The sequence below is a fragment of the Enterovirga aerilata genome (genome assembly GCF_013044135.1).
GTDB lineage: Bacteria > Pseudomonadota > Alphaproteobacteria > Rhizobiales > Beijerinckiaceae > Enterovirga > Enterovirga aerilata.
On the sequence record NZ_JABEPP010000002.1, the window covers coordinates 103,234 to 126,367 of the forward strand.

Here is a 23,134-nt window from a genome sequence, read left to right on the forward strand (position 1 = left end):
CCCAACTCTGACGGAGTTTCCTCGATGCGTCCCATGAAGTTCGGCATCGGCCAGCCCGCCCTGCGCAAGGAGGATGTGCGGTTCGTCACCGGGCGGGGGCGCTATACGGACGACGTGCAGCCGGCGGGCTGCACGCACGCGGTCGTGGTGCGCAGCCCGCACGCCCATGCGCGGTTCGCGATCGGCGACCTCGCCGGGCTGCGCGCCATGCCGGGCGTCCTGCTGGTCCTGACCTCCGCCGACGTGAGCGGGTACGGCGGGCTGCCCTGCGGCGCGCCGGCCACCAACAGCGACGGCACGCAGATGACGCTCCCGCCCTATCCGCTTCTCGCGGACGGCGTGGCGCGGCATGTCGGAGACGCGGTCGCCTTCATCGTGGCCGAGACGGAGGGGCAGGCCCGCGACGCGGCGGAGGCCATGCCGATCGACTGGGAGACCCTCCCGCCCGCCATCGGCATCGCGGGCGCCGGGAAGCCCGGCGCGCCGCTCGTCTGGGACGAGGTGCCCGGCAACGTCGCCTTCGACTGCGCGGAGGGCGACAAGGCCGCGACCGACGCCGCCTTCGCCAGGGCGGCCCGGACCGTCTCGCTCTCGCTCGTGAACAACAGGCTCGTGACGAACTACATGGAGCCGCGGGCCTGCATCGCCGAGTACGACGAGGCGAGCGGCCGCTGGACGCTGACCCTCGGCAGCCAGGGCAGCCACGGGATCCGCGACACGCTCGCGCGCGAGATCCTGAAGGTCGAGCGCGACCGCATCCGGGTGGTGACCCCCGATGTCGGCGGCGGCTTCGGCACCAAGATGTTCATGTTCCGGGAATATCCGCTTGCCGCGATCGCGGCCGAGCGGGTGAAGCGGCCCGTGAAGTGGATCTCGGAACGGACCGAGCATTTCATGGGCGACGCCCAGGGCCGCGACAACTTCACCACGCTCGAGATGGCGCTGGACGGGAGCGGCCGCTTCCTCGCCATGCGGGTGGACCTCAAGGCGGATATCGGGGCCTATCTTTCGGCCTACGGGCCCTTCATCCCCACCGGCGGATCGCTGATGTCGCCGGGCGTCTACGACATCCCGGCGATCGATATCCGCATCCGCGGCTACTACACGCACACGCTCCCGGTCGATGCCTATCGCGGTGCGGGCCGGCCGGAGGCGGCCTACGCGATCGAGCGGCTGGTCGATCACATCGCGCGCGAGACCGGGACGGATCCGGCCGAGCTCCGCGCGCTCAACTTCATCCGCCCGGAGCAGATGCCCTACCGGACCTGCACCGGGAAGGTCTACGACACCGGCGAGTTCGAGGGACACATGCGCCTCGCCCTCGAGCGGGCCGACCGCGCCGGCTTCCCGGCCCGCCGCGAGGCCTCGGCCCGGCGCGGCAAGCTCCGCGGCCTCGGGTTCGCGACCTATATCGAGGCCTGCGCGGGCGGCTCGGGCGAACGCGCCTATGTCAGCCTGGAGCAGGACGGCTCTGCGCTCGTGCGCATCGGCACGCAATCGACGGGGCAGGGGCACGAGACCGCCTATGCGCAGCTCGTGGCGCAGGAGCTCGACCTGCCGCTCGACCGCATCCGGGTCGAGCAGGGCGACACGGCCACGCTGCGGACCGGCGGCGGGACCGGCGGCTCGCGCTCGATCCCGATCGGCGGCGCGGCCCTGTCCTCCGCGGCCCGCAAGCTCGGCGACAAGCTGAAGCAACTCGCGGCGGACGCGCTCGAAGCGGGAGTGGCGGATCTCGAGATCGCCGACGGCGGCGTGCACGTGGTCGGGACGGACCGCGCCATCTCCTTCGCCGAGCTCGCCGCCAAGGCCGGACCGGATTCGGCGGCGCTGAAGAGCGACGACAAATGGACCCCGCCCGAGGCGACCTACCCCAACGGAACGCATGTCTGCGAGGTCGAGATCGATCCGGATCTCGGCGACGTTGAGGTGGTCAGCTACCACGTCGTGGACGATTTCGGCGTCACGCTGAACCCGCTGCTCCTCGCCGGCCAGGTCCATGGCGGCATCGTGCAGGGGATCGGGCAGGCGCTGCACGAGCACACCGTGTACGATGCGGACGGACAGCTCGTGACGGCCTCCTTCATGGACTACCGCCTGCCGCGGGCGCAGGACGTCCCCTTCATCCATTTCGAGACGCGCAACGTGCCCTCGACCACGAATGCGCTCGGCATGAAGGGCGCTGGGGAAGCCGGCGCGATCGGCTCCTGCCCGGCGGTCATCAACGCCGTGGTCGATGCGCTCGATCACGCCTACGGCATCCGCCACATCGACATGCCGGCAACGCCCGACGCCGTGATGGCCGCGATCCGTGCGGCCGGCCCGACCCGGCGCGCGGCCTGAGCCTGAAGCTGGAATAATCCGAGGCTGCGTGGCGTCTCAGCGCAGGTCAGCCGCGCGCGTGCCGCGCGGGCCCCTCGTGAGGATGCCGATGCTCCGATCTGTCCTGGCCGTGGCCGCGCTCGTCGCGGTGACCGGTGCGGTTGTGGCCCAGAGCGACCCGATCGAGACCCGGCGCAACATCATGAAGGGCGTCGGGGCGGCCACCCGGACCGGAACTCAGATGGTGAAGGGAGAGATTTCGTTCGACCTCGCCAAGGCGCAGGAGGTCCTCAAGACCTACGCAGCCGCCGCGGACGGCTTCCATAACCACTTCCCGCCGACCGCGAAGACAGGCGGTCAGACGACGGCGGCGCCCGCCATCTGGGAGAACCAGGCGGACTTCCGGGCGCGGTTCGATGCCTGGGCCAAGGACATCCAGGCGGCCGCCGCGCAGACCAAGGATCTCGACAGCTTCAGGGCGGCCTTCGGCAACGTGACGAAAGCCTGCTCCAGCTGCCACAATACCTACCGCATCAAGACCTGAGCGTGCGGGAGCCGTGAGCATCCAGGCGGCGCGGGCCCGACCCGGACGGGACGAGCGGGCGAGCGAGGGCCCGGCCCGCGAGGTCCGGGCCTGGGACCTTCCGACCCGTCTCTTCAAATGGACGCTGGTCCTTCTCGTGCTGAATGCTTGGCTGACGAACCAGTGGGGCGATGCCGGCATCGCCTGGCATATGTGGAACGGCTACGCGATCCTCGTCCTGGTCGTGTTTCGGCTCTTCTGGGGCCTGTTCGGCTCCTCCACCGCGCGCTTTGCGAACTGGGTGACCTGGCCCTGGACGGCGCTGCGGTACGGACTCGACCTGCTCCGGGGCAGGGGACGCCCGTATCTCGGTCACAACCCGCTCGGCGGCTGGATGATCATCCTGCTCCTGGCGGTCGTGGCCTCGCAGGGCATCGCGGGGCTGTTCACCGTCGACCATAACGGGCTCTACGGCGGCCCCTTCGCGAATCTCGACTTCGGCGACCCGACGCCCGTGCAGAAGGCGCTGTCGCGCTACCACCACATGGCGTTCAATATCCTGCTCGCCTTCGTGGCGATCCATGTCGCCGTGAACCTGTTCTACCAGTTCGTGAAGAAGGACCCGGTGATCGGCGCCATGATCACCGGGCGAAAGCCGGTCGAGCCCTTCGCCGACCAGCCCGAGATGCGGCCGGGCCGGGCGCTCTGGCTTCGGGCGGTCCTGTGCCTGGCCGCGGCCGCGATGGTCGTCTTCGGAGGCGTGAAGCTCTTCGGCGGCAGCCTGCCTTAGCCCGGGATCAGCCCGCCTGCCGCGCATCCGGGCGCGCCGGCTCTTCCCTCGTCGTAGCCGGGCGTCGGGATCGGAGCCTCCGGATCGCGGCGCGTTTCAGCCGTCGGGCGAACGCTTTGCCGGTCCGGTAGCAGAGCTCCGTCGCGGCCACGAAGCGGCCGAGGGACGAGCCGCCGTAATGCAGGTCGATGACCATGTCCTCGACCATCCGGCGCTCCGTCCAGATCTGCGCGAGCGGGGTGTTTTCGTTGCGGTTGCACGAATCCATGAAGCGCACCACCCCGTCCGCAAACAGGTGCCTGGCGACCTCATCGAGCAGCAGGTTCCCGGGGGAGAAGCGGCGGTAGGCTTCGTCATAGGCCATCTTCCAGCCGAACACGCCGTGCCCCGAACGAAGCCAAACATTCATCGCGATGGCGCGCCCGTTGAGCCGCAGGGCATCGACCCCGGCGCTGCCGTTGCGGGCAAGCCCCGCGATCATCGCACGCGCGAAGGGCGCGCGCGCGCCCGCGGCCAGGATCGCATCGCTCCGCCCCTTCCAGCCCGCGGCTTCGAGGAGGAGGAACTCGTCGAGCGCCCCGGCGACCTCTTCAGGCTCGCTGTGGCGGACATGCACGAGATCGCCGAGTTCCCCGAGCCTCTTGCGGAGGCGCCGCAGTTCGGCGGGCTTGCAGGGCGTGACGGACTTCGACGCGGCTGGGACGCCGCCTCCCGGCACATCGAGCTTCGCTCGGGCGCGGCTTTCGATCCGGACCCAGGTGAAGCCCTGCCGCGCGAGCGCCTCGCGCATGGCGGCCAGAACGGGACCGTCGGCCGCGATGTCGCAGGCGCATATGATCTTCGGTCCGTCCGGATCGGCTGCGAGCGCAGCGAACATCGCACCGAGCGTGCCGACGAGATCGTCGGCGTCGAGCACCGGCGTGCCAAGGAAGGTGAGCGAGTTGGTCGGGCAGCCGAGAATCCGGATGGGCAGACGCGACGACGGACGGGTCGGGATCAGCAGCCATATTCCGACCACCCTCGTAGCCGCAGAATCCTCCCGGCGCCACGCGATGACCGCCCGAACGGGTGTTCCGGCCGCCGCCGCCGCCACGGCCACCGCCGGATCCATGAACACGTTCGGTTCCGCGCATCGCAAGACGAGGTCGCGCCATTCTACGGAGAGCGCCTCCAGGCGGGCTGCATCGGCGATCTCGACCGTGATTGTCGGGCGCAAGTCCGCCTGACCTTCCGGCCCGTGCGGCAGACTTGTCTCCAGCGGATGCCCCGCGTGCCGCTTCGCTGCCGTGCTGCCGTGCTGACGGTCCGGGAGGCCTGCGAGATCGAGATTGAGCGGGGGGCTGAACATGCGGCGCCTCCGTCGAACTGCGCTGAGGCGTCGCTATGCTTGCGGTCTACAATACGTTGCCGGATGTTCCCGGACGACATCTGGACGCCTGCAGGCGGTTTCCCTTCGCCTCATCCGTTCGGAAGCGGAACGGGGAAAGGCGAAGTCGCTGCGACGTTGATCGTCTGGTATGGCCATGGAGATCGCCCTGCCGCCGAAACGATCACCATCTCAGGGAGATGCCGGTACCGCGACAATCGTGCATCCGGGGTACTCTCGTTGTTCCTTCCCGTGCGACATGTCTCCGGACTGGACGGGAGGGATCGTGCCGTCCTTCACTCCATAACGGCAGCCTTGAGAATGCAGACCATCGTCGCGCGCCCGGGAGCGTCGCCAACGCAACGCACGGTGTGGGGCCGGTCGCAGCGGTAGCGGAGCGTCTCGCCGGTCCGGGCGGTCTGCACCACGCCCGAGATCTCGACCTCGAACTCGCCCTCCAGCACGGAGAGGCACTCGACCGAGCCCCTCTGATGCGCGTCGCTTTCGAGGACGCCGCCGGGCTGGGAGGTGACGTCGTACCATTGCAGCCACTCGACCGTCTTGATCCAGCCGATGATGGCGAGGCGCATCCGTCCGTCGTCCGAGACCAGGATCGGTGTGTCCGGCTTGGAGGACTTCTCGATGAAGGGCTCCTCGTCGACGGTCGCGAGGACGCGCTCGATCGAGATGTCGAGCGCCTGGCTCAGCCGCCAGATCGTGGCGAGCGTCGGGTTGGTCTCGTTGCGCTCGATCTGGCTGATGATCGACTTGGCGACGCCCGACTGCTCGGCGAGCTCCGACAGGGACAGGCTGTAGGCCTTGCGCAGGCGCTGGATGGTCTTGCCCAGCTGGCCGGACAGCACCTGCGCGCCGGCCTCGAGCTCGCGCGCCCGCTCACGTCCTTCCACAGCCATCCGGCTCACCAGCTCCGCTGCCGGACCCGCGCCGGCATGCGCCGACGAAATCGCGGTGGGGCGAAAAGATCAAGGAATGCTTTGCCGCTGGGCCTCGTCCCCCTTGCTCCAGCTCGCATGGAAATGATGCACCGGGCCGGCCCCGGCGCCGATCCTCAGCCTGTCGGCCGCGAGGAGCGCATCCGTCAGGTAGTCCTTGGCCTGGACCACGGCCTCGACGAGGTTCGACCCGGATGCGAGCATCGCGGCGATCGCCGAGGACAGCGTGCAGCCTGTGCCATGCGTGTTTCGCGTCGGGATGCGCGGAGCTTCCAGCCGCCCGGAGCCGCCCGGATAGACGAAGATGTCGACGCTCTGCGGCCCGGTGAGATGGCCGCCCTTCATCAGGACAGACAGCGCGCCGAGCGCCATCAGCTTCTCGCCCTGGACCCGCATGGACTCCTCGTCGGTCGCCATCTCCTCCCCCAGGAGGGCAGCCGCCTCGGGCAGGTTGGGCGTGAGGACGAGCGCCATCGGCAGGAGCCGGTCCCGCAGCCGGAGCGCGGCGGCCTCCGAGATCAGCCGGTCGCCGCTGGTCGCCACCATGACGGGGTCGAGCACGACGTTCCGTGCCCGGTGCCGCTCCAGCCCTGCCGCGACCGCCTCGATCACGTCGGGGCTCGCCAGCATGCCGATCTTCACGGCCGCTACGTTCAGGTCGGAGAAGACGCTGTCCATCTGGGCGGCCACGAACTCGGCCGGAACGTCATGGATGCCCTGGACCCCGCGGGTATTCTGCGCCGTCAGCGCCGTGATCACCGAAGCGCCGTAGACCCCGAGAGCCGAGAAGGTCTTCAGGTCCGCCTGAATGCCGGCCCCCCCGCCGGAATCCGATCCGGCGATCGTCAGCGCGACCGGCGTCCGCTCGTCCGCCGGACGTTCGGGCGTGCTGCGGAACCGGGTCTCGGACCCGTCGACGGGAATGGCGTTCTGGCTCACCCGGCCATCCTACATCGAAACGGGGTCAGGTCGCGCGCCGGGAACTCGTCTCCATCTCCTTGGCTCGCTCGAGTCCGAGCCGGCGCTCGCGCCAGATGACGAAGAGGCCGGCCGCCGCCACGATCACGCCGCCGGCGACCACCGCCGTGCTCGGGAGCTGGCCGAACAGGAACCACCCGAGCAGGAAGGCCCAGATCATCGTCGTGTAGTCGAACGGCGCGATGAGCGAGGCATCGGCATAGCGGTAGCTTTGCGTCATCAGGATCTGCCCGATCCCGCCCAGGATGCCGATCGTGACGAGGAGGCCGAACTGCGACGCGCTCGGCACCTTCCAGCCGAGGACGACCGTGGAGGCGCCGAGCGCCGTCGTGAGGAGGGTGAAGTAGAGCACGATCGCGCCCGTGCTCTCGCGCGAGGTGAGCTTGCGGACCTGGATCGTCGCGCCCGCAGCGCAGCATGCGCCGAGAAGGCCGAAGGCGACGCCGATCGTCGTCGCCTGCATGTTGCCGGACAGGGAGGCGCCGCCGAGATGCGGCGAGACCATGATCACCACCCCGACGAAGCCGGCCGCGACCGCGGTCCAGCGGTACAGCCGGACCGTCTCGCCGAGGAACAGGGCCGCGAGCACGACGGTGAGCAGTGGCGACAGATAGCCGATCACGACCGAATCGGAGAGCGGCAGATAGGCGAGCGACACGAAGCCTGCGAACATGGCGCAGCTTCCCATGAGACCGCGCATGATGTGGCTGCGCAGGTCGTTCGTGCGCACGGAGGCTAGGAGATCGCCGCGCAGGCTGAGCCAGACGAGGAGCGGCACGAGCGCGAAGGCCGACCGGAAGAACACGATCTGCCCGGTCGGGAAGTCCGGTCCGACCCACTTGATGCCGGCGGACATGAGCGTGAAGGCGAGCGCCGAGAGGACTTTCAGGCCCACGCCGATCAGGGGGTTCACGGGACCGGACAGAGCCTCGGCTGGTGCGGGGGTGGAAGGGGCGGTCGTGGCCAAGGCGCTACCGGGTGCTCGGGAGGAGGGCGGCGGGTCCGCCGCGTCCGAAGCCCCCGATGTGCCGGCGATTGGTTAATCAGGTGAAAAGCCTGAGCCGCTCCTTCAGGTCCATCCCGTCGAAGGCGGCGAGGCTCGGCACGGGCATCCGAACGGGCGGCGCCGTGCTGCGACGACGGGCCTCGGGCTCCGCGGGAGCGGCCGGGGCGCTCGGCGGCGCGGAGACGCCGGCTGCCTCAGGGGAATGGTCCGCTGCGCCCCGGGCCTGACCGGCCTTTGCAGCCCGGGACGATGCGCCGCCGGGTCGGGAATCGGGATGCGCGACGCGTCGGGAAGGCGGGTCGGGCACGGGCTTCCAGGTGGGGGGCAGGGCATCGAGGCGCTGCCGGATGTCGCGGACTGCCTCGGCGAGCGCCTTCACCCGGCCGGCCGTGAGCCCGCCAAAGGCCGAGGCCGTGGCGATATCGGCCGCAGCCTTGTCGAGTTCGCCGCAGAGCTCGCCGCTCGCACCGGCCTCGCGCAGCCGCCACGCGGTCTCGCTCACGCGCTCGGCCGCGTCGTGAATGTCGGCGGTTGCGGCCTCGACCCTGCCGATCGCGGCGAACAGGCCATCGAGGCCCGCCGCCCCGCCATCGCGGCCGCCATCGGCCGCATCGAGCGCTCGCGACATCGTTGCGGCCATCGCCGCGATCTCCCGGCGGACGAGCTCGCTTCCCTCGTCGGGATGGGGCTTGGCGACGCTCTGCTCCAGGCGGGTCATGGCATCCAGGAGGAGCCGCGTCTCCGCAAGGCGGTTGCGCCGGGCGAACTCGCCGAGGAACCAGCGGCCGCGCTCGGTTTCCATCACGGCCGCCTCGATCGCGTCGAAATCGCGCTCGTCCAGCGGCTGCTGCTGGCGCCTGTCCGTCATGGCTCTCCGGGACCCCGCTGCGTCCCTCTTACGGAGGCTGGCAGCCCGGCGCCATCCCCGATCCGCGCTTCTCAGCCCCAGAGCGAGGCGGCCGGGGGATAAACGGTCGAGCCGTCGTAGCGGAGCCCGTTCTCGCGCTCGCGGGCGAGGAGGAGCGGGCCGTCGAGATCCACGAACCGCGCCCTGGGCGCGAGGAGAAGGGCGGGCGCCATCGCGAGCGAGGTGCCCAGCATGCAGCCGATCATCAGGGAGAAGCCGAGCCGCTGGGCCTCCGCGGCGAGCGCGAGGGCCTCCGTCAGCCCGCCGGCCTTGTCGAGCTTGATGTTGATCGCGTCGTAGCGGCCGGCGAGGCCGGGCAGGCTGTGCCGGTCGTGCAGGCTCTCGTCGGCGCAGATCATCACCTCCCGGGGCCGGCCGGCCAGGATCGCGTCGCGGTCGGCGGGGACCGGCTGTTCGATCAGGGCGAAGCCCGCCTTGGCGCAGGCGGCGAGGTGCTCGGCGAGGTTTTCCTCCGTCCAGCCTTCGTTGGCATCGGCGATGAGCGTCGAGTCGGGTGCCGCCTCGCGCACGGCCGCGATCCGCTCGAGGTCGCCGTCCGGCGCCCCGAGCTTGATCTTGAGGATCGGGCGCGAGGCGGCGCGCGCCGTCGCTTCGGCCATCGCCTCCGGCGTGTCGAGACTGATCGTGAAGGCCGTGGTGACGGGCGAAAGCCGGTCGACGCCCGCCGCGACATGGGCCGGCACGCCCGTGAGCTTCGCCTCGAGATCCCACAGGGCGCAATCGACCGCGTTGCGCGCGGCCCCGGCGGGAAGGGCGGTCTGCAGCTCGGCGCGGCCCAGGCCCGCCTCGATGCGCCCGCGCAGACCCTCGATCAGGGCGCAGACGCTCTCGACCGTCTCGCCGTAGCGGGAATAGGGCACGCATTCGCCGCGTCCGCGCGCGTCGCCCTCGGAGATCGTCGCCGTGACGACGGCGATCTCGGTCCGCGAGCCGCGCGCGATGGTGAAACGGCCGGCGACGGGGAACCGCTCGACCTCGACCAGCAGCTCGCGGCGCATGTGACCTCCGGCGCGCTCGACTTGCGCGATGGCGGCGCGCTATCACCGTGCCTCCATCGTGCCAAGGGACGGACCGCGTTGCGGCAGGAGACGGCAGCGAACGAGCCGCGGGCGGAGTTCGACGGGTCCGGCGGAGAGCTTCGGGCAGAGCTTTCCGGGAATTGGACCGTCGAGCATGCCGAGCGGGTCGAGCACGAGATCAACGAGCTCGTCGCCGCGGCAGAGGGCGAAGGGCGCGCCCTCCTCGACCTGTCCCGCATCGAGCGGCTCGACACCCTCGGCGCCTGGGTGCTCGACCGCACACGCCACGATCTCGGCGGCCGCGGCATCGCGGTGGATTTCGTCGGCGCCCGGCCCGAGCACCACATCCTCCTGAACGAGGTCGCCTACCGGGGCTTCCAGCCGCGCACCGAGAAGCGCGCCACCACCCTCGTCGACGTCTTCGCCGATGTCGGCGAGGCGATCGTCCGCGCCGGCCGCGACTTCGTGCAGGGCATCAGCCTCCTCGGCGAGATCGTGACGGCGCTGATCCGCGTCCTCCTGGTCCCGAGCCGCTTCAGGCTGCCGTCGCTCACCAACCAGCTCGAGCAGATCGCCTTCCGCGGCGTGCCGATCATCGTGCTGATCTCGTTCCTGGTCGGCTGCATCGTGGCCCAGCAGGGCATCTTCCAGCTGCAGCGCTTCGGCGCGCAGACCTTCGTCGTGAACCTCGTCGGCATCCTGATCCTGCGCGAGCTCGGGGTGCTCCTCACCTCCATCATGGTGGCCGGCCGCTCGGGATCGGCCTTCACGGCCGAGATCGGCTCCATGAAGATGCGCGAGGAGATCGATGCGCTCCGGGTCATGGGGCTCGACCCGATCGAGGTGCTGATCGTCCCGCGGGTGCTGGCGCTGGTGATCGGCCTGCCGCTCCTCACCTTCCTGTCCTCCATCGCGGCGCTGGTCGGCGGGGGGCTCGTCGCCTGGATCTACGGCGACATCCCGCCCGATGCGTTCCTGGCGCGGCTCAAGGCGACGATCGGCCTCAACACCTTCCTGGTCGGCCTTATCAAAGCCCCGTTCATGGCCTTGGTGATCGGCGTGATCGCATCGATCGAAGGCATTGCCGTGCAGGGCTCGGCCGAGTCGCTCGGCCGGCACGTGACCTCCTCCGTGGTGAAGGCGATCTTCATGGTGATCGTCCTGGACGGCTTCTTCGCCGTGTTCTTCGCGGCGATAAACTACTAGCGATGCTGCAGACCCTCCCCGAGCGGACCATGACCGAGCGCGACCGCGAGGCGGTGATCCGCGTGCGCGGGCTCGATGTCGGGTTCGGCGAGCGGCTGGTCCTGAACGGGCTCGATCTCGACGTCTATCGCGGCGAGATCCTCGGTTTCGTGGGCCCGTCCGGACAGGGCAAGTCGGTGCTCACCCGCACGATCCTCGGCCTCATCCCGAAGCGCGCCGGCCGCATCGAGGTGTTCGGGGAGGACCTTGACGCGATGTCCATCGCCTCCCGGCGCGCCATCGAGCGGCGCTGGGGCGTGCTCTTCCAGCAGGGCGCGCTCTTCTCGTCCCTCACCGTCCGGCAGAACGTGCAGGTGCCGATGCGCGAGCACCTCAAGCTGTCCGAGAGGCTGCTCGACGAACTCGCCATGCTCAAGATCGAGATGGTCGGTCTGAAGCCGGACGCGGCCGACAAGCTTCCGTCCGAGCTCTCCGGGGGTATGATCAAGCGTGCGTCCCTGGCCCGCGCTCTCGCGCTCGACCCCGAGATCCTGTTCCTGGACGAGCCGACCTCGGGGCTCGACCCGATCGGGGCCGGGGAGTTCGACGACCTGATCGCGACCTTGCAGCGGACCCTCGGCCTGACCGTCTTCATGGTCACCCACGATCTCGACAGCCTCTACACCGTCTGCGACCGCATCGCGGCGCTCGGCGAGGGGAAAATCATCGCGGCCGGGCCGATCGAGGATATGCTGGCCTCCGACCATCCCTGGGTTCGGGCCTATTTCCACGGCAAGCGCGCCCGCGCTGCCGCAGGACAGTGAGACACATGGAAACCCGCGCCAACTACGCGATCATCGGCGTCTTCACGCTCGCGGTGATCATCGCCGGCTTCGGCTTCGTCTACTGGTTCTCCGGGTCGGATACCGGCGCCCGCCGCACGCCCTACAAGGTGGAGTTCTCCGGCTCCGTCGCCGGGCTGTCGAAGGGCGCCCCCGTGCTCTTCAACGGCATCCGGGTCGGAGACGTGACGGACGTCTATTTCGAGGCGGACAAGCCGCAGCAGGCATTCGCCCGCATCGAGGTCCAGCCCGACACCCCCATCAAGGCGGATACCAGGGCGAATCTCGACGTCGCGCTCCTCTCCGGCACCGCCGTCGTGGCGCTCACGGGCGGCAGCCCGGAGGCGGGCCCGATCCAGAAGCGGCCGGGTGAGGACATCGCCACCATCGTGGCCGAGCGCGGCGGGCTCGGCTCCATCATCGAGACCGCCAAGGGTACGGCCGAGCGGGCCAACGTCCTGATCGAGAACCTGAATTCCATCGTCGCCGCCAACCGCGACAGCATCACCCGCACGGTCCAGAACGTCGAGACCTTCTCGAGCGCGCTGAGCGCGAACGCGCCGCAGATCGAGCGGGCGCTCGCCTCCATCGGCCAGGCCGCGGAGCGCATCGGTCCCGTCGCCGGCAAGCTCGAGACGCTGACGGACGAGACGACCGCGCTCATCCGCTCCGTCGACCGCCAGCGCGTCGCCCGCATCGTCGAGAACGTCGACGGCGTGCTGCAGACGGTCGGGGAGAACCGCCAGAGGATCGCCAACGTCATGCAGGACGCCTCCACTCTCGTCCGCGGCCTCGCGGATGCGGTGCCGCACCTGCAGCAGACGATCACGGATGCCGGACGCGTGATGGCGGCCGTGGACCCGGTGAAGCTGAACGGCATCGTGGAGGGCGCGAGCCGCTTCGCCACCGCGCTCGGCAACTCGGCCCGGGACGTCGAGAACACGATCCGCAACGCGAACTCGCTCACCGCCAAGCTCGACGCCGCGTCGAGCCGGATCGACGGGGTGCTGAAGGCGGCCGAGAACTTCCTCGGCTCGGCCGCGGGCGAGGAGGGCAAGAGCACCTTCGCGACGATCCGCGAGGCGGCCGAGAAGTTCGGCGCCGCCTCCGACAATCTCAGCCGGCGCGCGACCGAGATCGCGCAGGGCGTCACCCGCTTCACGGGATCGGGCACGCGGCAGGTCGAAGGTGTGGCCGTCGACGCACGCCGGACGCTAAATACGGTCGGGCGGGCGGCGCAGAACTTGGAACGCAATCCGCAATCGATCATTTTCGGCGGGCGTCCATCCCTCCCCGAATACGGCCGGTAAAAGCGTACCTGACCGACATGCCCGATCAGCCAACCATCCCGGGCCACCGGCCCGGGCTCGCGTCTGCGGGCCTGTCTGCCGCGCGCGCCGCGGCCGGCGCCCTTATGCTGGGGCTGGCCGCCTGCGGCTCGGCGCCCTCCACGGCCTTCGACCTCAGCGCAGCGCGCGGCGCGGCACGCAGCGGCCGAATCGCCGGCCAGCTGATCGTGGCCGAGCCCACGACCGTGCAGGCCTTCGAGGCCGAGCGCATCGTCGCCAAGGACCAGGCCGGCACCGTCTCGCTGCTCGGGGGCGGGCAATGGGCCGACCGGCTGCCGCGCCTGGTGCAATCGCGCCTCATCGAGACGCTGGAAGGCGCGTCGCGCACCCGGGCGGTCGGCCGCCCGGGCGACGGGATCACGGGCGACAACCAGCTCAACACCGAGATCCGCGCCTTCAACTTCGACGCCCGCACCGGCGAGGCCGTGGTCGAGATCTCGGCGAAGCTCGTCGATATCAGGTCGGGCCGGGTGCTGAACGGCCGCGTGTTCACGGCCCGCACGCCCGTCGGCTCCGCCAATGTCGCGGAGGTGGCGCCGGCGCTCGACAGATCCGCCGGCACCGTCTTCGCCAGCATCGCCCGCTGGCTGGCCTCCGGCCCGCAGAGCCTGCCGCAGGACCCGAGCCTCAGGGTCGGGTCGCTCTGACGAGCCCAGGGCAGGGGCGGCCGCGGATCCGGCGCGCGATCGATCGCGCGACCGCTCCGGGCTTCAGGGCAGGTTGATCTGCCAGGAGACGCCGAAGCGGTCGCTCACCCAGGCGAATTTGCGGCTGAAGCCGTATTCCCCGAGCGGCATCAGGACCTTGCCGGCGTCGCCGAGCGAAGCCGCCACCCGCTCGATCTCGGCCTCCGACCGGCAGGTCACGAAGAGCGAGAGCGACGGCGTGAACGTGAAGGCGTGCTTCACGTAGCTGTCGCTGAAGAGCACCTCCATCCCGCCGAGCAGGGCGCGGCCGAGCATCACCGTCCCGTTCGGGCCGGGTCCTTCGGGCCCGTGCCTGCGAAGCTCGACGATGCGGCTGCCCGGGATCACGGAGACGTAGAAGGCGACCGCCTCCTCGGCGGCACCTTCGAACATCAGGAAGGGCGCAACGGTCTGGTCCACGTCCGCTCCTCCGCCTCGGCGCCCCACGCCCTCGAGCTTCGGGCGGGACGATCGCGCCCCGCCCAAAACCCGGCTCAGCCGAACCGGCCGCTCGCATGCGCCAGGATCAGGAACACCTTGCCTGTCTCGGAGGACAGGTAGGTCTGGCGCATCCGGTCGCCGGCCTCGCCCTCGGGCAGGCTGTTGAGCAGCCGCTCGAACTCGCCGACATAGCGTTCGACCGTACGCCGGAAGCCCGGCTCGGTCTCGTGCTTGCGCCGGATCTCGTCGAAGGTCTCGCGATCCGCCTCGGCATAGAGCTCACGGGAGAAGACGCCCGCCTCGCCGGCCCGGTGGCGCGACCACAGCCGGTAGGCCTGCTCGCCCTCGATCATGCCGGTGATGTCGGCCGAGATCGAGCTCAGCGCGCCGACATCCTCCCGCTCGCTCTCGGCCTTCGGGGCGGCCGGCCTGCGTGCAGGCTGCGCCGGCTCCTCCCGGCGTGGCGAGACGGCACGCGGCTCGGGTGCAGGCTCAGGCCGGGCGGGGCGCTGCGGCTCGGCCGGCTCGGGTCGGCGCGGGGCGGGCGGCGGCTCGACGGGCGGCGGTTCCGGCGCTGCGGTGGTCCGCTGTTCCGGCGCGGCGCTCGTCCGGGGCTGGAAGGACGAAGCGGGCCGTTCCGGCGCACGGGCGGCAGGCTCGACCGCGGGCGCGACGTCGACGGCGCGATGCGAGCGAGCGACGATCGTCGAGAGCTCGTTCAACGCCTTGATCTGGTCGAGGACGACGCGGCGCATCTCGGCCATGGTGGCCTGGGTCTCGCCGGGCAGCCCCATCACACCCCGGGCGAGGTCCTCGCGCGTGCGCTCGAGCTCCGTCTGGATCGCCTGCGAGACGCCGCGCAGCTCACCGGCCGCCGCGCGGAACTTCGACAGCGCGTCGTTGAGCCGGTCCTTCAGCTCGGCCGAGACTTCGCCGGCCGCGGCGCGAAGCTGCTCGGCCGTGCTGCGGGTCTCCACCTGCGCCTCGGCGCGCACCCGTTCAAGGTGCTCGGCGATGACGCGGGACGCTTCTTCCGCCGTCGAGGCCAGAGCGGAGCCGATCTCGCGGGCGCGCGTCTCGGCGAGCCGCAGCGCGCGTTCCATGCCTTCCGAGATCGCGCCGTTGGCCTGGGCGAGCCCGGTCGAGCTCTGCTCGATCCGGCCGATCAGCGTCTCCAGCGTCGCCTTGCGCTCGCTCAGCGCACGGCTCATCAGCTCTTCGGCGCGGCCGAACTCGGCGGTCGCCTCGGACAGGGCGGCCAGATGCGAGCGCGTCCCGCTCGTCAGGTTGCGGCCTCGCTCGTCGAGCGCTTCGACGAGCGAGGCGACATCGCCCAGTGCGCTCGTCGAGACGGCCTTCAGCCCGTCCACCTGCTCCGTCAGCTCCGTGGAGGCGCGCGCCGTCTCCGCCGTCATCTCCGACAGGACGCCGCGGAGCTGCTCGATCCGCTGCGCGAGCCCGTCCTCGATCGCGGCGAGGTTGCCGTTCGCCTCGCCCGAGACCTGCTGCAGGAGCTGGTTGGCTTCCTGTAGCCGCTCGAGGATCGCGCTGAACTCCGAGCGCAGGCTCTCCTGCGTCGAGGAGAGGCTGACGACGGCCTGCGAGGCGCCGTCGTCCACGGCGCTGCGAAGCGCTTCCACCGAGTTGGTGTAGAGCGTCGTCATCTCGACGAGCCGCTGGCGAAGCGCCGCCAGGATCGCCTCGCCGCGGTCGTTGAGCACCCGGACGACCTTGTCGACCGTGCCGCTGATCTCGGCGGCGATCTCGTCGCCGCGCGAGCCGATCGCCTCGACCACGGTGCGGCCGCCCTCGCCGAAGAGGGTGGAGACCTCGCCGATGCGCGCCTGGAGCGCGCCCGCCGCGGCGCGGCCGCCGCTGTCGATGGCGGCCGTGAGCTCGGCGCCGCGCGTCTCGAGGAGTTCGCGCAGCGTCGCCGCGCCGGTCGCCAACGCCGCCTCGAGCTCGTCCGTGCGCCGGGCGAGCGTGTCGGCGACCTCCTGGGAGCGGGCCTCGATCGTCTCCGCAAGCTCCGTCCCGCGGGAGCTGACGAGGTCGCGCAGAGCGGCCGTGCGGCCGTCGAGCACGATGTGGAACTCCTGCGTGCGCTGGTTGATGGCGTCCGCCGCTGCCCGGCCGCGCTGCTCGATCGTCTGGGCGAGCTCGGTGCCGCGCCCGTCCATCAGCTCGCGCAGGGCGGCCGTGCTCTCGTCGAGGAGCCGGGTCAGCTCGGTCACACGGCTCTCGACCGTTTCGGCGGCCTTCGTACTGCCCGTCTCGAGGGCGGAAGCGATACGCGCCCCGCTCGCATCGAGGAGGCTGGTCGCGGCCTGGCTGCGGATCGTGAGCACGTCCGCGACGGCGCGGCCGTGACGCTCGAGCGTCTCGGCGACGCTCGCGCCGCGGCTGTCGAGCATCTCCGCGACGGCGGCCGAGCGCGTCTCCAGCATGGAGGCGAGCTCGCTCGTGCGCCCGTCGAACAGGGTCGAGATCTCGGACATCTGCTTGCCGAGATTGACCGCGATCGAGTCGCTCCGGCGCTCCAGGATGGCGGAGAGCGTGGCGCTCCGCTTGTCGAGGAGGTCGGTGAAGGACGAGGTGCGCTCGTCGAAGATGCGGGCGACGCCGTCCATCTTCTCGCCCACGCGGGCGACCAGTGCCGCGCCGCGCTCGTCGAGCTCGGTCACCAGCGTCGCGCCCGAGCGCTGCACCAGCTCGCCGAACTCGCCCGAGTGGCGCTGGAACGCGGCGCTGATCTCCGCCATCTGGTTGCCGAGCGTGCCGACGACGCCCTGTGCCCGCGCTTCCACCAGGTCCGCGAGCTCGCCGCCGCGGGTCTCGACCATCTCGCTGAACGCCTCCGTCCGGGTCTGGAAGAGGTTCGCGAGGCGATCCGTGGTCTCGTCGAGGGTGACCGTCACGCTCCGGCCGCGCTCCTCGAGCTGTCGGACGAGGCCGATTCCGCGCTCGTCCAGAAGGCGCGAGAAGCCATCCGTGCCGCCGCGCAGAGCCTCGGTGACGGCCGCGATGCGGGTGTCGAGGGTGGCCGTGATGGTCTCGCCCTCGCGGCCGAGCCGCTCGACGAGGCCGCTGCCGCGCTCCTCAAGGAGGCGGGCCAGCGCATCCGTGCCGCCGCGCAGCGCGTCCGTGACGGTCGCGATGCGCCCGTCGAGGGTGGCCGTGATGGTCTCGCCCTCGCGGCCGAGGCGCTCGACGAGACCCGTGCCGCGCTCGTCGAGGAGCCGGGTGAAGGCCGCCGACCCGCTGTCGAACAGCCGGGCCGTCTCCTTGAGCTGCTCGGCCATGGTCGTGGCGACGGCCTGGCCGTGCTGGCCGAGCCCGTCCAGGAGGTTGGCGCCGCCCTCCGAGAGCAGGCGGCTGAACTCCGCCATCCGGCCCTCGACGGCTCCGGTGATGAAGGCGCCCTGCGCCTCGATCCGGCCGACGAGCTCGCCGCCGCGCTGTTCCAGGAGTTCGCCGAACGAGCGGGCGCCGCCGTCGAAGAGCCGCGTGATCTCGGCCATCTGGCCGCCGATCGTGGCCGCGATCCCCTGGCCCTGCTTGGCCACGATCTCCGCGAGCCCCGTCCCGCGCTGGTCGAGGATGCGGCCGATCGCGCCGAGACGGGAATCGAGGAGCCCGGTCGCGACGTCGACCTGCTCGCCGAGCCTGCCGATGACGCCCTGGCCCTTGGTCTCGATCGCGTCGGCGAGCGCATTGCCCCTGACCTCGATGAGGTTGGAAAGGGCGGCCGAGCGCTCGTCGAGCTTGTCCGTGACGGCATTCACGCGGCTCTCGAGCGAGACCACGATGGCGTCGCCGCGGTTCGCCAGGATGTCGGCGAGCCGGGAGCTGCGCTCGTCGATCAGCCCGGCGAGGGTCTCGGTCCGGTTGTCCAGCACATCCTGGAAGTTCGACACGTGCTCGCCGATGCGGGCCGCCGCGGCGGTCCCCGAGCGGTCCACCGCCGAGACGAGGTCGTTCGAGCGCCGCTCGAGCAGGGTCGACAGGGTGGCCGTGCGGGCATCGAGCGTGCGCGCGACCTCCTCGACCTGGTTGCCGAGCGTGCCGATGACCGCCTGGCCCTTCTCGTGGATGAGGTCGGCGAGCCCGGTCCCGCGATCGCCGACGATCGCCGAGAGCGTCGCCGTGCGGCTGTCGAGGACGTCGGCGAAGGCCGCCATCTGGTTCGACAGCGAGGCCGCGACCGTCTGGCCGGTGCGGTCGATGCCGTCGGCGATCTCGGAGCCGCGGTTCTGCAGAAGATCGGCGAAGGCCTTGGAGCGGTCGTCGAACAGCCGCTCGAGCTCGGTGAGCTGGTTCCCCAGCGTTCCGATCACGCCCTGGCCGCGGGCCTCGAAATCGGCCGCCAGCCGGGCGCCGCGCTCGAAGACGAGCCCGCCCAGCGCCGTGGTCCTGTCGTCGATGAGCTTGGTCGCCTCGGCGAGCCGCATGCCGAGCGTCGTGACGACGATCTGTCCCGACCGGTCGACCACGTCCGCGAGCCGGTTGCTCTTCTCCTGAAGCATGGTCGCGAGCGCGCCGGTGCGGGTGTCGAGCGCGGCCGTGATCTCGTCCATGCGGACGGTGAGCGTGCCGGAGACGGCCCGACCGGTCGCGTCGAGCCGCCCGACGAGCTCGGCGCCGCGGTCGCGCAGAAGGTCGCCCAGCGTGCTCGTCCCGGTCTCCAGCAGGGTCCGCGCGCCGGCGACCGAACCGTCCAGGCGCTCCAGGACCGCATGGCCCGTCGTCTCCAGGCCCTCGACGAGCTGCGCCCGGCGCGCGTCGATGGCGTCCGTGAGGGCCGAGCCGCGGCGCTCGACCAGCCGGTCGAATTCGGCGATCTGGTTGCCGAGGGTGCCGAGGAGCGACTGCCCGGTCCGGGCGACCTCGTCGGCGAGATGGGAGCGGCGCTCGTCGAGCAGGGTGCTGAGCCGCGCCGTCTGCTCGTCCACCGCCCGCGTGAACGCCTCGACCTTGCCGTCGAAGGTGCCGACGAGCGAGCCGGTGCCGGAGTCGAGAAGGCCCGAAAGCTCCTGCACGCGGGCGCCGAGCGCCCCCACGATCGACTGGCCGCGCTTCTCCAGAAGCTCCGCGATGGAGGCTGCGCCACGGTCGAAGAGCACGGCGAATTCGGTCATGCGCCCGCCGAGCGTGCCGAAGATCGCGCGTCCCTTCTCCTCGATCTCGCCCGTGAAGGCGGCGGCCCGCTGGTCGACGAGGTCGACCACCGCCCTGCCGCGCTCCTCGGCGATGCGGGCGAAGTCCTGCGAGGTCGATGCGATGGTCGCCCCCACCTCGCGGCTCTTCTCGTCCACGACGCGCACGAGCGTCTCGGCATGCTGGGCAAGCGCCTGCTCGATCGCCTTGCTGCGGGTCTCGAGCGTGCCGACGAGCCCGTCCGCGCCGTCCCCGAGCCGCCGGTCGATCGCGCGGGTGTGCTCGTCGAGCTGCAGGGCCAGGGCCCCGAGCCGTTCGACGACGCGGGTCTGCAGCGTCTCGACCCCGCGCTCCAGCGCATCGCTCATCTGGCTGGTCCGGTCGCCGAGCACGCGGTCGAGCTCGGCCGTGCGGGCGGACAGGAGGTCGGCGGCCTCGGTCGTGCGGATGAGCGCACCGCGGCCGATCTCGTCGACCTGCGCGGTGAGCGCCTGCTCGAGCTCGCGGCCGCGCTCGGAGAGGGTGCGGGCGAGGGCGGCGGTGCCGCCGTCGAGCGCCTCGGTGATCCCGGTGAAGGCGCGCCGGATATCCGCCGTGCGCTCGGTCGCGCGCGTGTCGAGCAGCGACAGGCCCTGGTCCAGAGCCTCCCGGGTCTCGCGGGCGCGGTCGCCCATCGTGGCCGCGACGCCCGCAGCCTCGACGGCGACCAGCGCGTGCAGCTCCTCCAGCCGCCCGGTCACGGTCTGAGCGAAGGTCCCGACCTCCTGCGACAGCCGGTCGACGAGGCTGCCGCCGCGGCCAACGATCGTCTCCTCCAGGGCCTGGAGCCGCGCGCCGAGCGCGGCGTCGATCTCGCGGCCGCCGCTCTCGGCCGTCTCGGCCAGGGATTTCCCGGTCTTGGCGAGAACCTCGATGATCCGCGCGCTCTGCGACGCGATGGCGAGGACCACGTCCTTGCCCGTGCCGGCAAGCGACTCGTTCGACTGCGAGGTCTGGCGCGCCAGCGCCTCCGCGATCTCGCGCCCGCGTTCCTCGAAGGAGGACCCGACCGCCCCCAGGCGGGCCGAAAGCTCGCCCGAGACGCGGTCGATGACGGCTTCCAGCGTTCCGGCGGCCTCGCGCGCCTGGCTCTCGAAAGCGTGGCCGAGCCGCTCCTCGAAGCCGGCAAGATTGTCCTGCAGCGCCGTGCCCTTGATGCGGACCGTCTCGTCGATCTGGCGCCCCGCGGCCTCCAGCCGCTCCGCCAGGGTGTCCGCACGTTCGGCGAGGTTCGCCGTGCCGGCCTGCACTACCCCTTCCAGGCGGTCGCGCAGCTCGTCGCCGGCGCGCGCGAAGGCACCTGCGAGCTCGGCACCGGCTGCGCTGAGACGGGTCTGCGCTTCCTCCGTCCGCGCGACGATGTCGTCCACGACGCGCGAGCCGGAGCTGCGGATCTCGCTGCCGACCTCCGTCGCGCGTGCCCGCAGCTCGTCCACGACCGAGGCTCCTGCCGTCCCGATCTGGTCACGCACGTCCAGGCTCTGGGTCACGATCATCTCGCTGACCGTGCGGCCCGCCTCGTCGACCGCGCGGGCGGCCTCCTCGCTGCGCTGGCGCAGCTCCTCGACGAGCCCGGCCCCGACGCCCGCGAAGCTCTCCCGCGCCGTCGTGCCCTGGCGCGCGATCTCCTCGACGAGCGCGGTCCCGGAGATCGCGACGCCGTCGCGCAGCTCGGTGGCGCGGGCGGAGATCGCCTCCACGAGGCCGAGGCCGGTGCGCTCGATCTCCTGACGGGCCTCGCCGCCGCGAAGCACGATCTCGCCGACGAGGCCCGTGCCGGTCGCCGCGAGCTCCTCGCGCAGCCGGCCGCCGCGCTCGACGATGGCGTCGAGGATCTCGGCGGTCGCGGATTCGATGTCCTCGCGCGCCTTCCGGCCCTCGCCCGAAATGCGCTCGACGATGGTCCAGCCCGCCCCGTCCATATGCTCGCGGAACTCGCCGGTCCGCGCGGTCAGCTCCTCCAGCACGGCGCGGGTCGCGGTCGCGATGCCGTCGCGCGCCTCGGTGCCGCGCAGGATGATCTCCGAGACGAGCCCGGTCCCGGTCGCCGAGAACTCGTTGCGCAGCTCGGCGCCGCGGGTCGTGATGCTCTCGACGAGGCTCGCGCCGGTCGTCTCGATCGACTCGCGCACCGCGTTGCCGCGGTTCGCGATCTCTTCGGCGATCCCGGACCCGGCGATCTCCAGCCCGCGGCGCAGCTCGCCCGTCTGGGAGGCGATGGAGCTGACGATCGTCTCGCCGGCCGCGGCGAGCTTCTCGTTCAGCTCGGCCCCGCGCGCGACGAAGCTGGTCGCCAGCGCCTCGACCGTCTGCTCGAGCGAGGCGCGGACGTCGCTGCCCTGGGCGGCGAGCGAACCGATGACCTCCGAGCCGGTCTGGGCCAGCGTGCGGGTGACGTGGGTCGCGCCGTCCTGGAGGCTGCGCGTGAGGATGTCGCCCGTGCGCTCCAGCGCCGTCGTGACGTCCTGCGCCTTGCGCTCCAGCGACGCCGTGACCTCGTCGCCGACGGCCGCGACGCCGACCTTCACGTCGTCCGTGGTGGCGGCGAGGCGCTCCACGAGCTCCGTTCCCCGCAGCCCCAGCTCGGCGACGAGCCGCTCGCCCGCCTGGGCGAGGGCGCGCGTGAGATCCTCGCTGCGCTTGTCGAGCGAGCCGGCGATACGGTCGCCGACGGTCTCCAGGGCCTGGACCATCCGCTCGGACGCGCCGGCGAGCTCGCTCGCCACATGCTCGTGCGAGCCGGAGATCGCGGCCCGGATCCGGTCGGCATTGCCGATGACCGCCTCGCGCTGGCTGACCAGCTCCTCGACGAGGGACCGGATGCGGATCTCGTTGTCGGAATAGGCGCGCTCGAGGGTTGCGATCTCGCTGCGCACGATGGTCTCGAGCTCGCCGGCGCGCGCGAGCGCACGCTCGAGCCCGTCGCCGACGGCGGCCACCTCGCGGCGCACGGCGCGCGAGACGTTCATCACCGCATCGGTCGCGAAATGCTCCGGCTGCGCCAGCCGCACCGCGACCTCGCCGACCGCGCGCGCGACGAGCTTCATCTCGGCCGAGCGGACGGCCAGCATCGCGGCCACGAAGAAGAGAACGACGGGCGCGACCGCGAGCGCGGCCAGCGTCGCCTGCTGCAGGGGAGCGAGCCCGGCCAGATACTCGGCTACGGGGGCGCCGGCCTGCACCATGACGAGGAAGGCGAGGCCGCCGAGCCAGCCGAGGCTCGCAAGAAGCGCGACCACGTAGGCGGAGCGGGACGGGCGGACCTTGAGCGCCTGAAGGAAGAGGCCGACCTCCTCGCGGTCGTCGTTCGCGACCTTCTCGCGATCGGGAGAGACCACCTGCCCGGCCTCGCTCGCCGGTCGCGGCCGCGGGGCGGCCGCATCGCCCGCCGACGGGGCGCTTCCGCCCTGCGGCCCGGCGCGCGTCCCTGCCGTCGCCTCGGCCAGATGCTCCGAAAGGGCCTGCTCTACGGCCGACATCGCCGCCTGTGTCGGATTCGCGAGCTTGGGTTCTGTGGCCATGTGCCGTGCCGCCTCATAACGCAACGCGC

General features: G+C 71.4%; 15 protein-coding genes. 7 read left to right on the top strand and 8 right to left on the bottom strand.

What is annotated here, in order from left to right:
- The first annotated feature begins 24 nt into the window (after nucleotides 1-24).
- The 3 genes from HJG44_RS05680 (at nucleotide 25) to HJG44_RS05690 (ending at nucleotide 3,635) form a co-directional block, all read left to right on the top strand.
- Entirely contained in the window at nucleotides 25-2,343 is a 2,319-nt protein-coding gene (locus HJG44_RS05680; RefSeq protein WP_171217416.1) for a xanthine dehydrogenase family protein molybdopterin-binding subunit, read from the top strand.
- Between the two features lie 88 nt (nucleotides 2,344-2,431).
- Nucleotides 2,432-2,866, top strand: coding sequence for a c-type cytochrome (locus tag HJG44_RS05685; RefSeq protein ID WP_171217417.1), 435 nt, complete (start codon nucleotides 2,432-2,434; stop codon nucleotides 2,864-2,866).
- A gap of 13 nt (nucleotides 2,867-2,879) precedes the next feature.
- Nucleotides 2,880-3,635 (top strand): cytochrome b/b6 domain-containing protein, encoded by a 756-nt coding sequence (locus HJG44_RS05690; RefSeq protein WP_346767101.1) that lies wholly within the window; start codon nucleotides 2,880-2,882, stop codon nucleotides 3,633-3,635.
- A gap of 7 nt (nucleotides 3,636-3,642) precedes the next feature.
- Here the strand turns inward: HJG44_RS05690 and HJG44_RS05695 are convergent, their stop codons facing one another.
- The 6 genes from HJG44_RS05695 to dgcA form a co-directional block, all read right to left on the bottom strand.
- The gene (locus HJG44_RS05695) at nucleotides 3,643-4,983 is read right to left on the bottom strand and encodes a GNAT family N-acetyltransferase (RefSeq protein ID WP_171217418.1); all 1,341 of its coding nucleotides are present in this window, start codon (nucleotides 4,981-4,983) and stop codon (nucleotides 3,643-3,645) included.
- A 314-nt stretch (nucleotides 4,984-5,297) separates the two neighbouring features.
- The gene (locus tag HJG44_RS05700; protein WP_171217419.1) at nucleotides 5,298-5,915 is read right to left on the bottom strand and encodes a helix-turn-helix domain-containing protein; all 618 of its coding nucleotides are present in this window, start codon (nucleotides 5,913-5,915) and stop codon (nucleotides 5,298-5,300) included.
- A gap of 69 nt (nucleotides 5,916-5,984) precedes the next feature.
- A complete protein-coding gene (thiD, locus tag HJG44_RS05705) occupies nucleotides 5,985-6,803 on the bottom strand; it encodes a bifunctional hydroxymethylpyrimidine kinase/phosphomethylpyrimidine kinase (RefSeq protein WP_210261004.1) in 819 nt (272 codons plus the stop codon).
- A gap of 115 nt (nucleotides 6,804-6,918) precedes the next feature.
- Nucleotides 6,919-7,845 (bottom strand): EamA family transporter, encoded by a 927-nt coding sequence (locus HJG44_RS05710; RefSeq protein ID WP_171217420.1) that lies wholly within the window; start codon nucleotides 7,843-7,845, stop codon nucleotides 6,919-6,921.
- Nucleotides 7,846-7,975: 130 nt separating this feature from the next.
- Complete coding sequence (locus tag HJG44_RS05715) at nucleotides 7,976-8,806, bottom strand: hypothetical protein (RefSeq protein WP_171217421.1); 831 nt, start codon at nucleotides 8,804-8,806, stop codon at nucleotides 7,976-7,978.
- 71 nt (nucleotides 8,807-8,877) lie between these two features.
- Nucleotides 8,878-9,864, bottom strand: a complete 987-nt coding sequence (dgcA, locus tag HJG44_RS05720; protein WP_171217422.1) for an N-acetyl-D-Glu racemase DgcA — start codon at nucleotides 9,862-9,864, stop codon at nucleotides 8,878-8,880.
- 78 nt (nucleotides 9,865-9,942) lie between these two features.
- On the opposite strand from dgcA, the gene HJG44_RS05725 reads away from it, so the two are divergent.
- From HJG44_RS05725 to HJG44_RS05740, 4 genes are read left to right on the top strand one after another with little or no spacing between them, the layout of a single operon-like run.
- Nucleotides 9,943-11,091, top strand: coding sequence for an ABC transporter permease (locus HJG44_RS05725; RefSeq protein ID WP_171217423.1), 1,149 nt, complete (start codon nucleotides 9,943-9,945; stop codon nucleotides 11,089-11,091).
- Between the two features lie 2 nt (nucleotides 11,092-11,093).
- Nucleotides 11,094-11,894: an ABC transporter ATP-binding protein gene (locus HJG44_RS05730; protein ID WP_171217424.1), complete on the top strand. Its 801-nt coding sequence runs from the start codon at nucleotides 11,094-11,096 to the stop codon at nucleotides 11,892-11,894.
- 5 nt (nucleotides 11,895-11,899) lie between these two features.
- A complete protein-coding gene (locus tag HJG44_RS05735) occupies nucleotides 11,900-13,222 on the top strand; it encodes an MlaD family protein (RefSeq protein ID WP_171217425.1) in 1,323 nt (440 codons plus the stop codon).
- 17 nt (nucleotides 13,223-13,239) lie between these two features.
- The gene (locus HJG44_RS05740) at nucleotides 13,240-13,908 is read left to right on the top strand and encodes an ABC-type transport auxiliary lipoprotein family protein (RefSeq protein WP_171217426.1); all 669 of its coding nucleotides are present in this window, start codon (nucleotides 13,240-13,242) and stop codon (nucleotides 13,906-13,908) included.
- Nucleotides 13,909-13,971: 63 nt separating this feature from the next.
- Here the strand turns inward: HJG44_RS05740 and HJG44_RS05745 are convergent, their stop codons facing one another.
- Both HJG44_RS05745 and HJG44_RS05750 read right to left on the bottom strand, forming a co-directional pair.
- Nucleotides 13,972-14,367, bottom strand: coding sequence for a VOC family protein (locus tag HJG44_RS05745; protein ID WP_171217427.1), 396 nt, complete (start codon nucleotides 14,365-14,367; stop codon nucleotides 13,972-13,974).
- 74 nt (nucleotides 14,368-14,441) lie between these two features.
- Nucleotides 14,442-23,105, bottom strand: a complete 8,664-nt coding sequence (locus HJG44_RS05750) for an apolipoprotein A-IV repeat region-like domain-containing protein (RefSeq protein ID WP_171217428.1) — start codon at nucleotides 23,103-23,105, stop codon at nucleotides 14,442-14,444.
- Nucleotides 23,106-23,134: the final 29 nt, after the last annotated feature.

Coding starts and splice junctions, on each gene's coding strand:
- HJG44_RS05685 (WP_171217417.1), top strand. CDS start 2,432: ATGCTCCGATCTGTCCTGGCCGTGGCCGCGCTCGTCGCGGTGACCGGT.
- HJG44_RS05700 (WP_171217419.1), bottom strand. CDS start 5,915: ATGGCTGTGGAAGGACGTGAGCGGGCGCGCGAGCTCGAGGCCGGCGCG.
- HJG44_RS05715 (WP_171217421.1), bottom strand. CDS start 8,806: ATGACGGACAGGCGCCAGCAGCAGCCGCTGGACGAGCGCGATTTCGAC.
- dgcA (WP_171217422.1), bottom strand. CDS start 9,864: ATGCGCCGCGAGCTGCTGGTCGAGGTCGAGCGGTTCCCCGTCGCCGGC.
- HJG44_RS05735 (WP_171217425.1), top strand. CDS start 11,900: ATGGAAACCCGCGCCAACTACGCGATCATCGGCGTCTTCACGCTCGCG.
- HJG44_RS05695 (WP_171217418.1), bottom strand. CDS start 4,983: ATGTTCAGCCCCCCGCTCAATCTCGATCTCGCAGGCCTCCCGGACCGT.
- HJG44_RS05740 (WP_171217426.1), top strand. CDS start 13,240: ATGCCCGATCAGCCAACCATCCCGGGCCACCGGCCCGGGCTCGCGTCT.
- HJG44_RS05730 (WP_171217424.1), top strand. CDS start 11,094: ATGCTGCAGACCCTCCCCGAGCGGACCATGACCGAGCGCGACCGCGAG.
- HJG44_RS05680 (WP_171217416.1), top strand. CDS start 25: ATGCGTCCCATGAAGTTCGGCATCGGCCAGCCCGCCCTGCGCAAGGAG.
- HJG44_RS05750 (WP_171217428.1), bottom strand. CDS start 23,105: ATGGCCACAGAACCCAAGCTCGCGAATCCGACACAGGCGGCGATGTCG.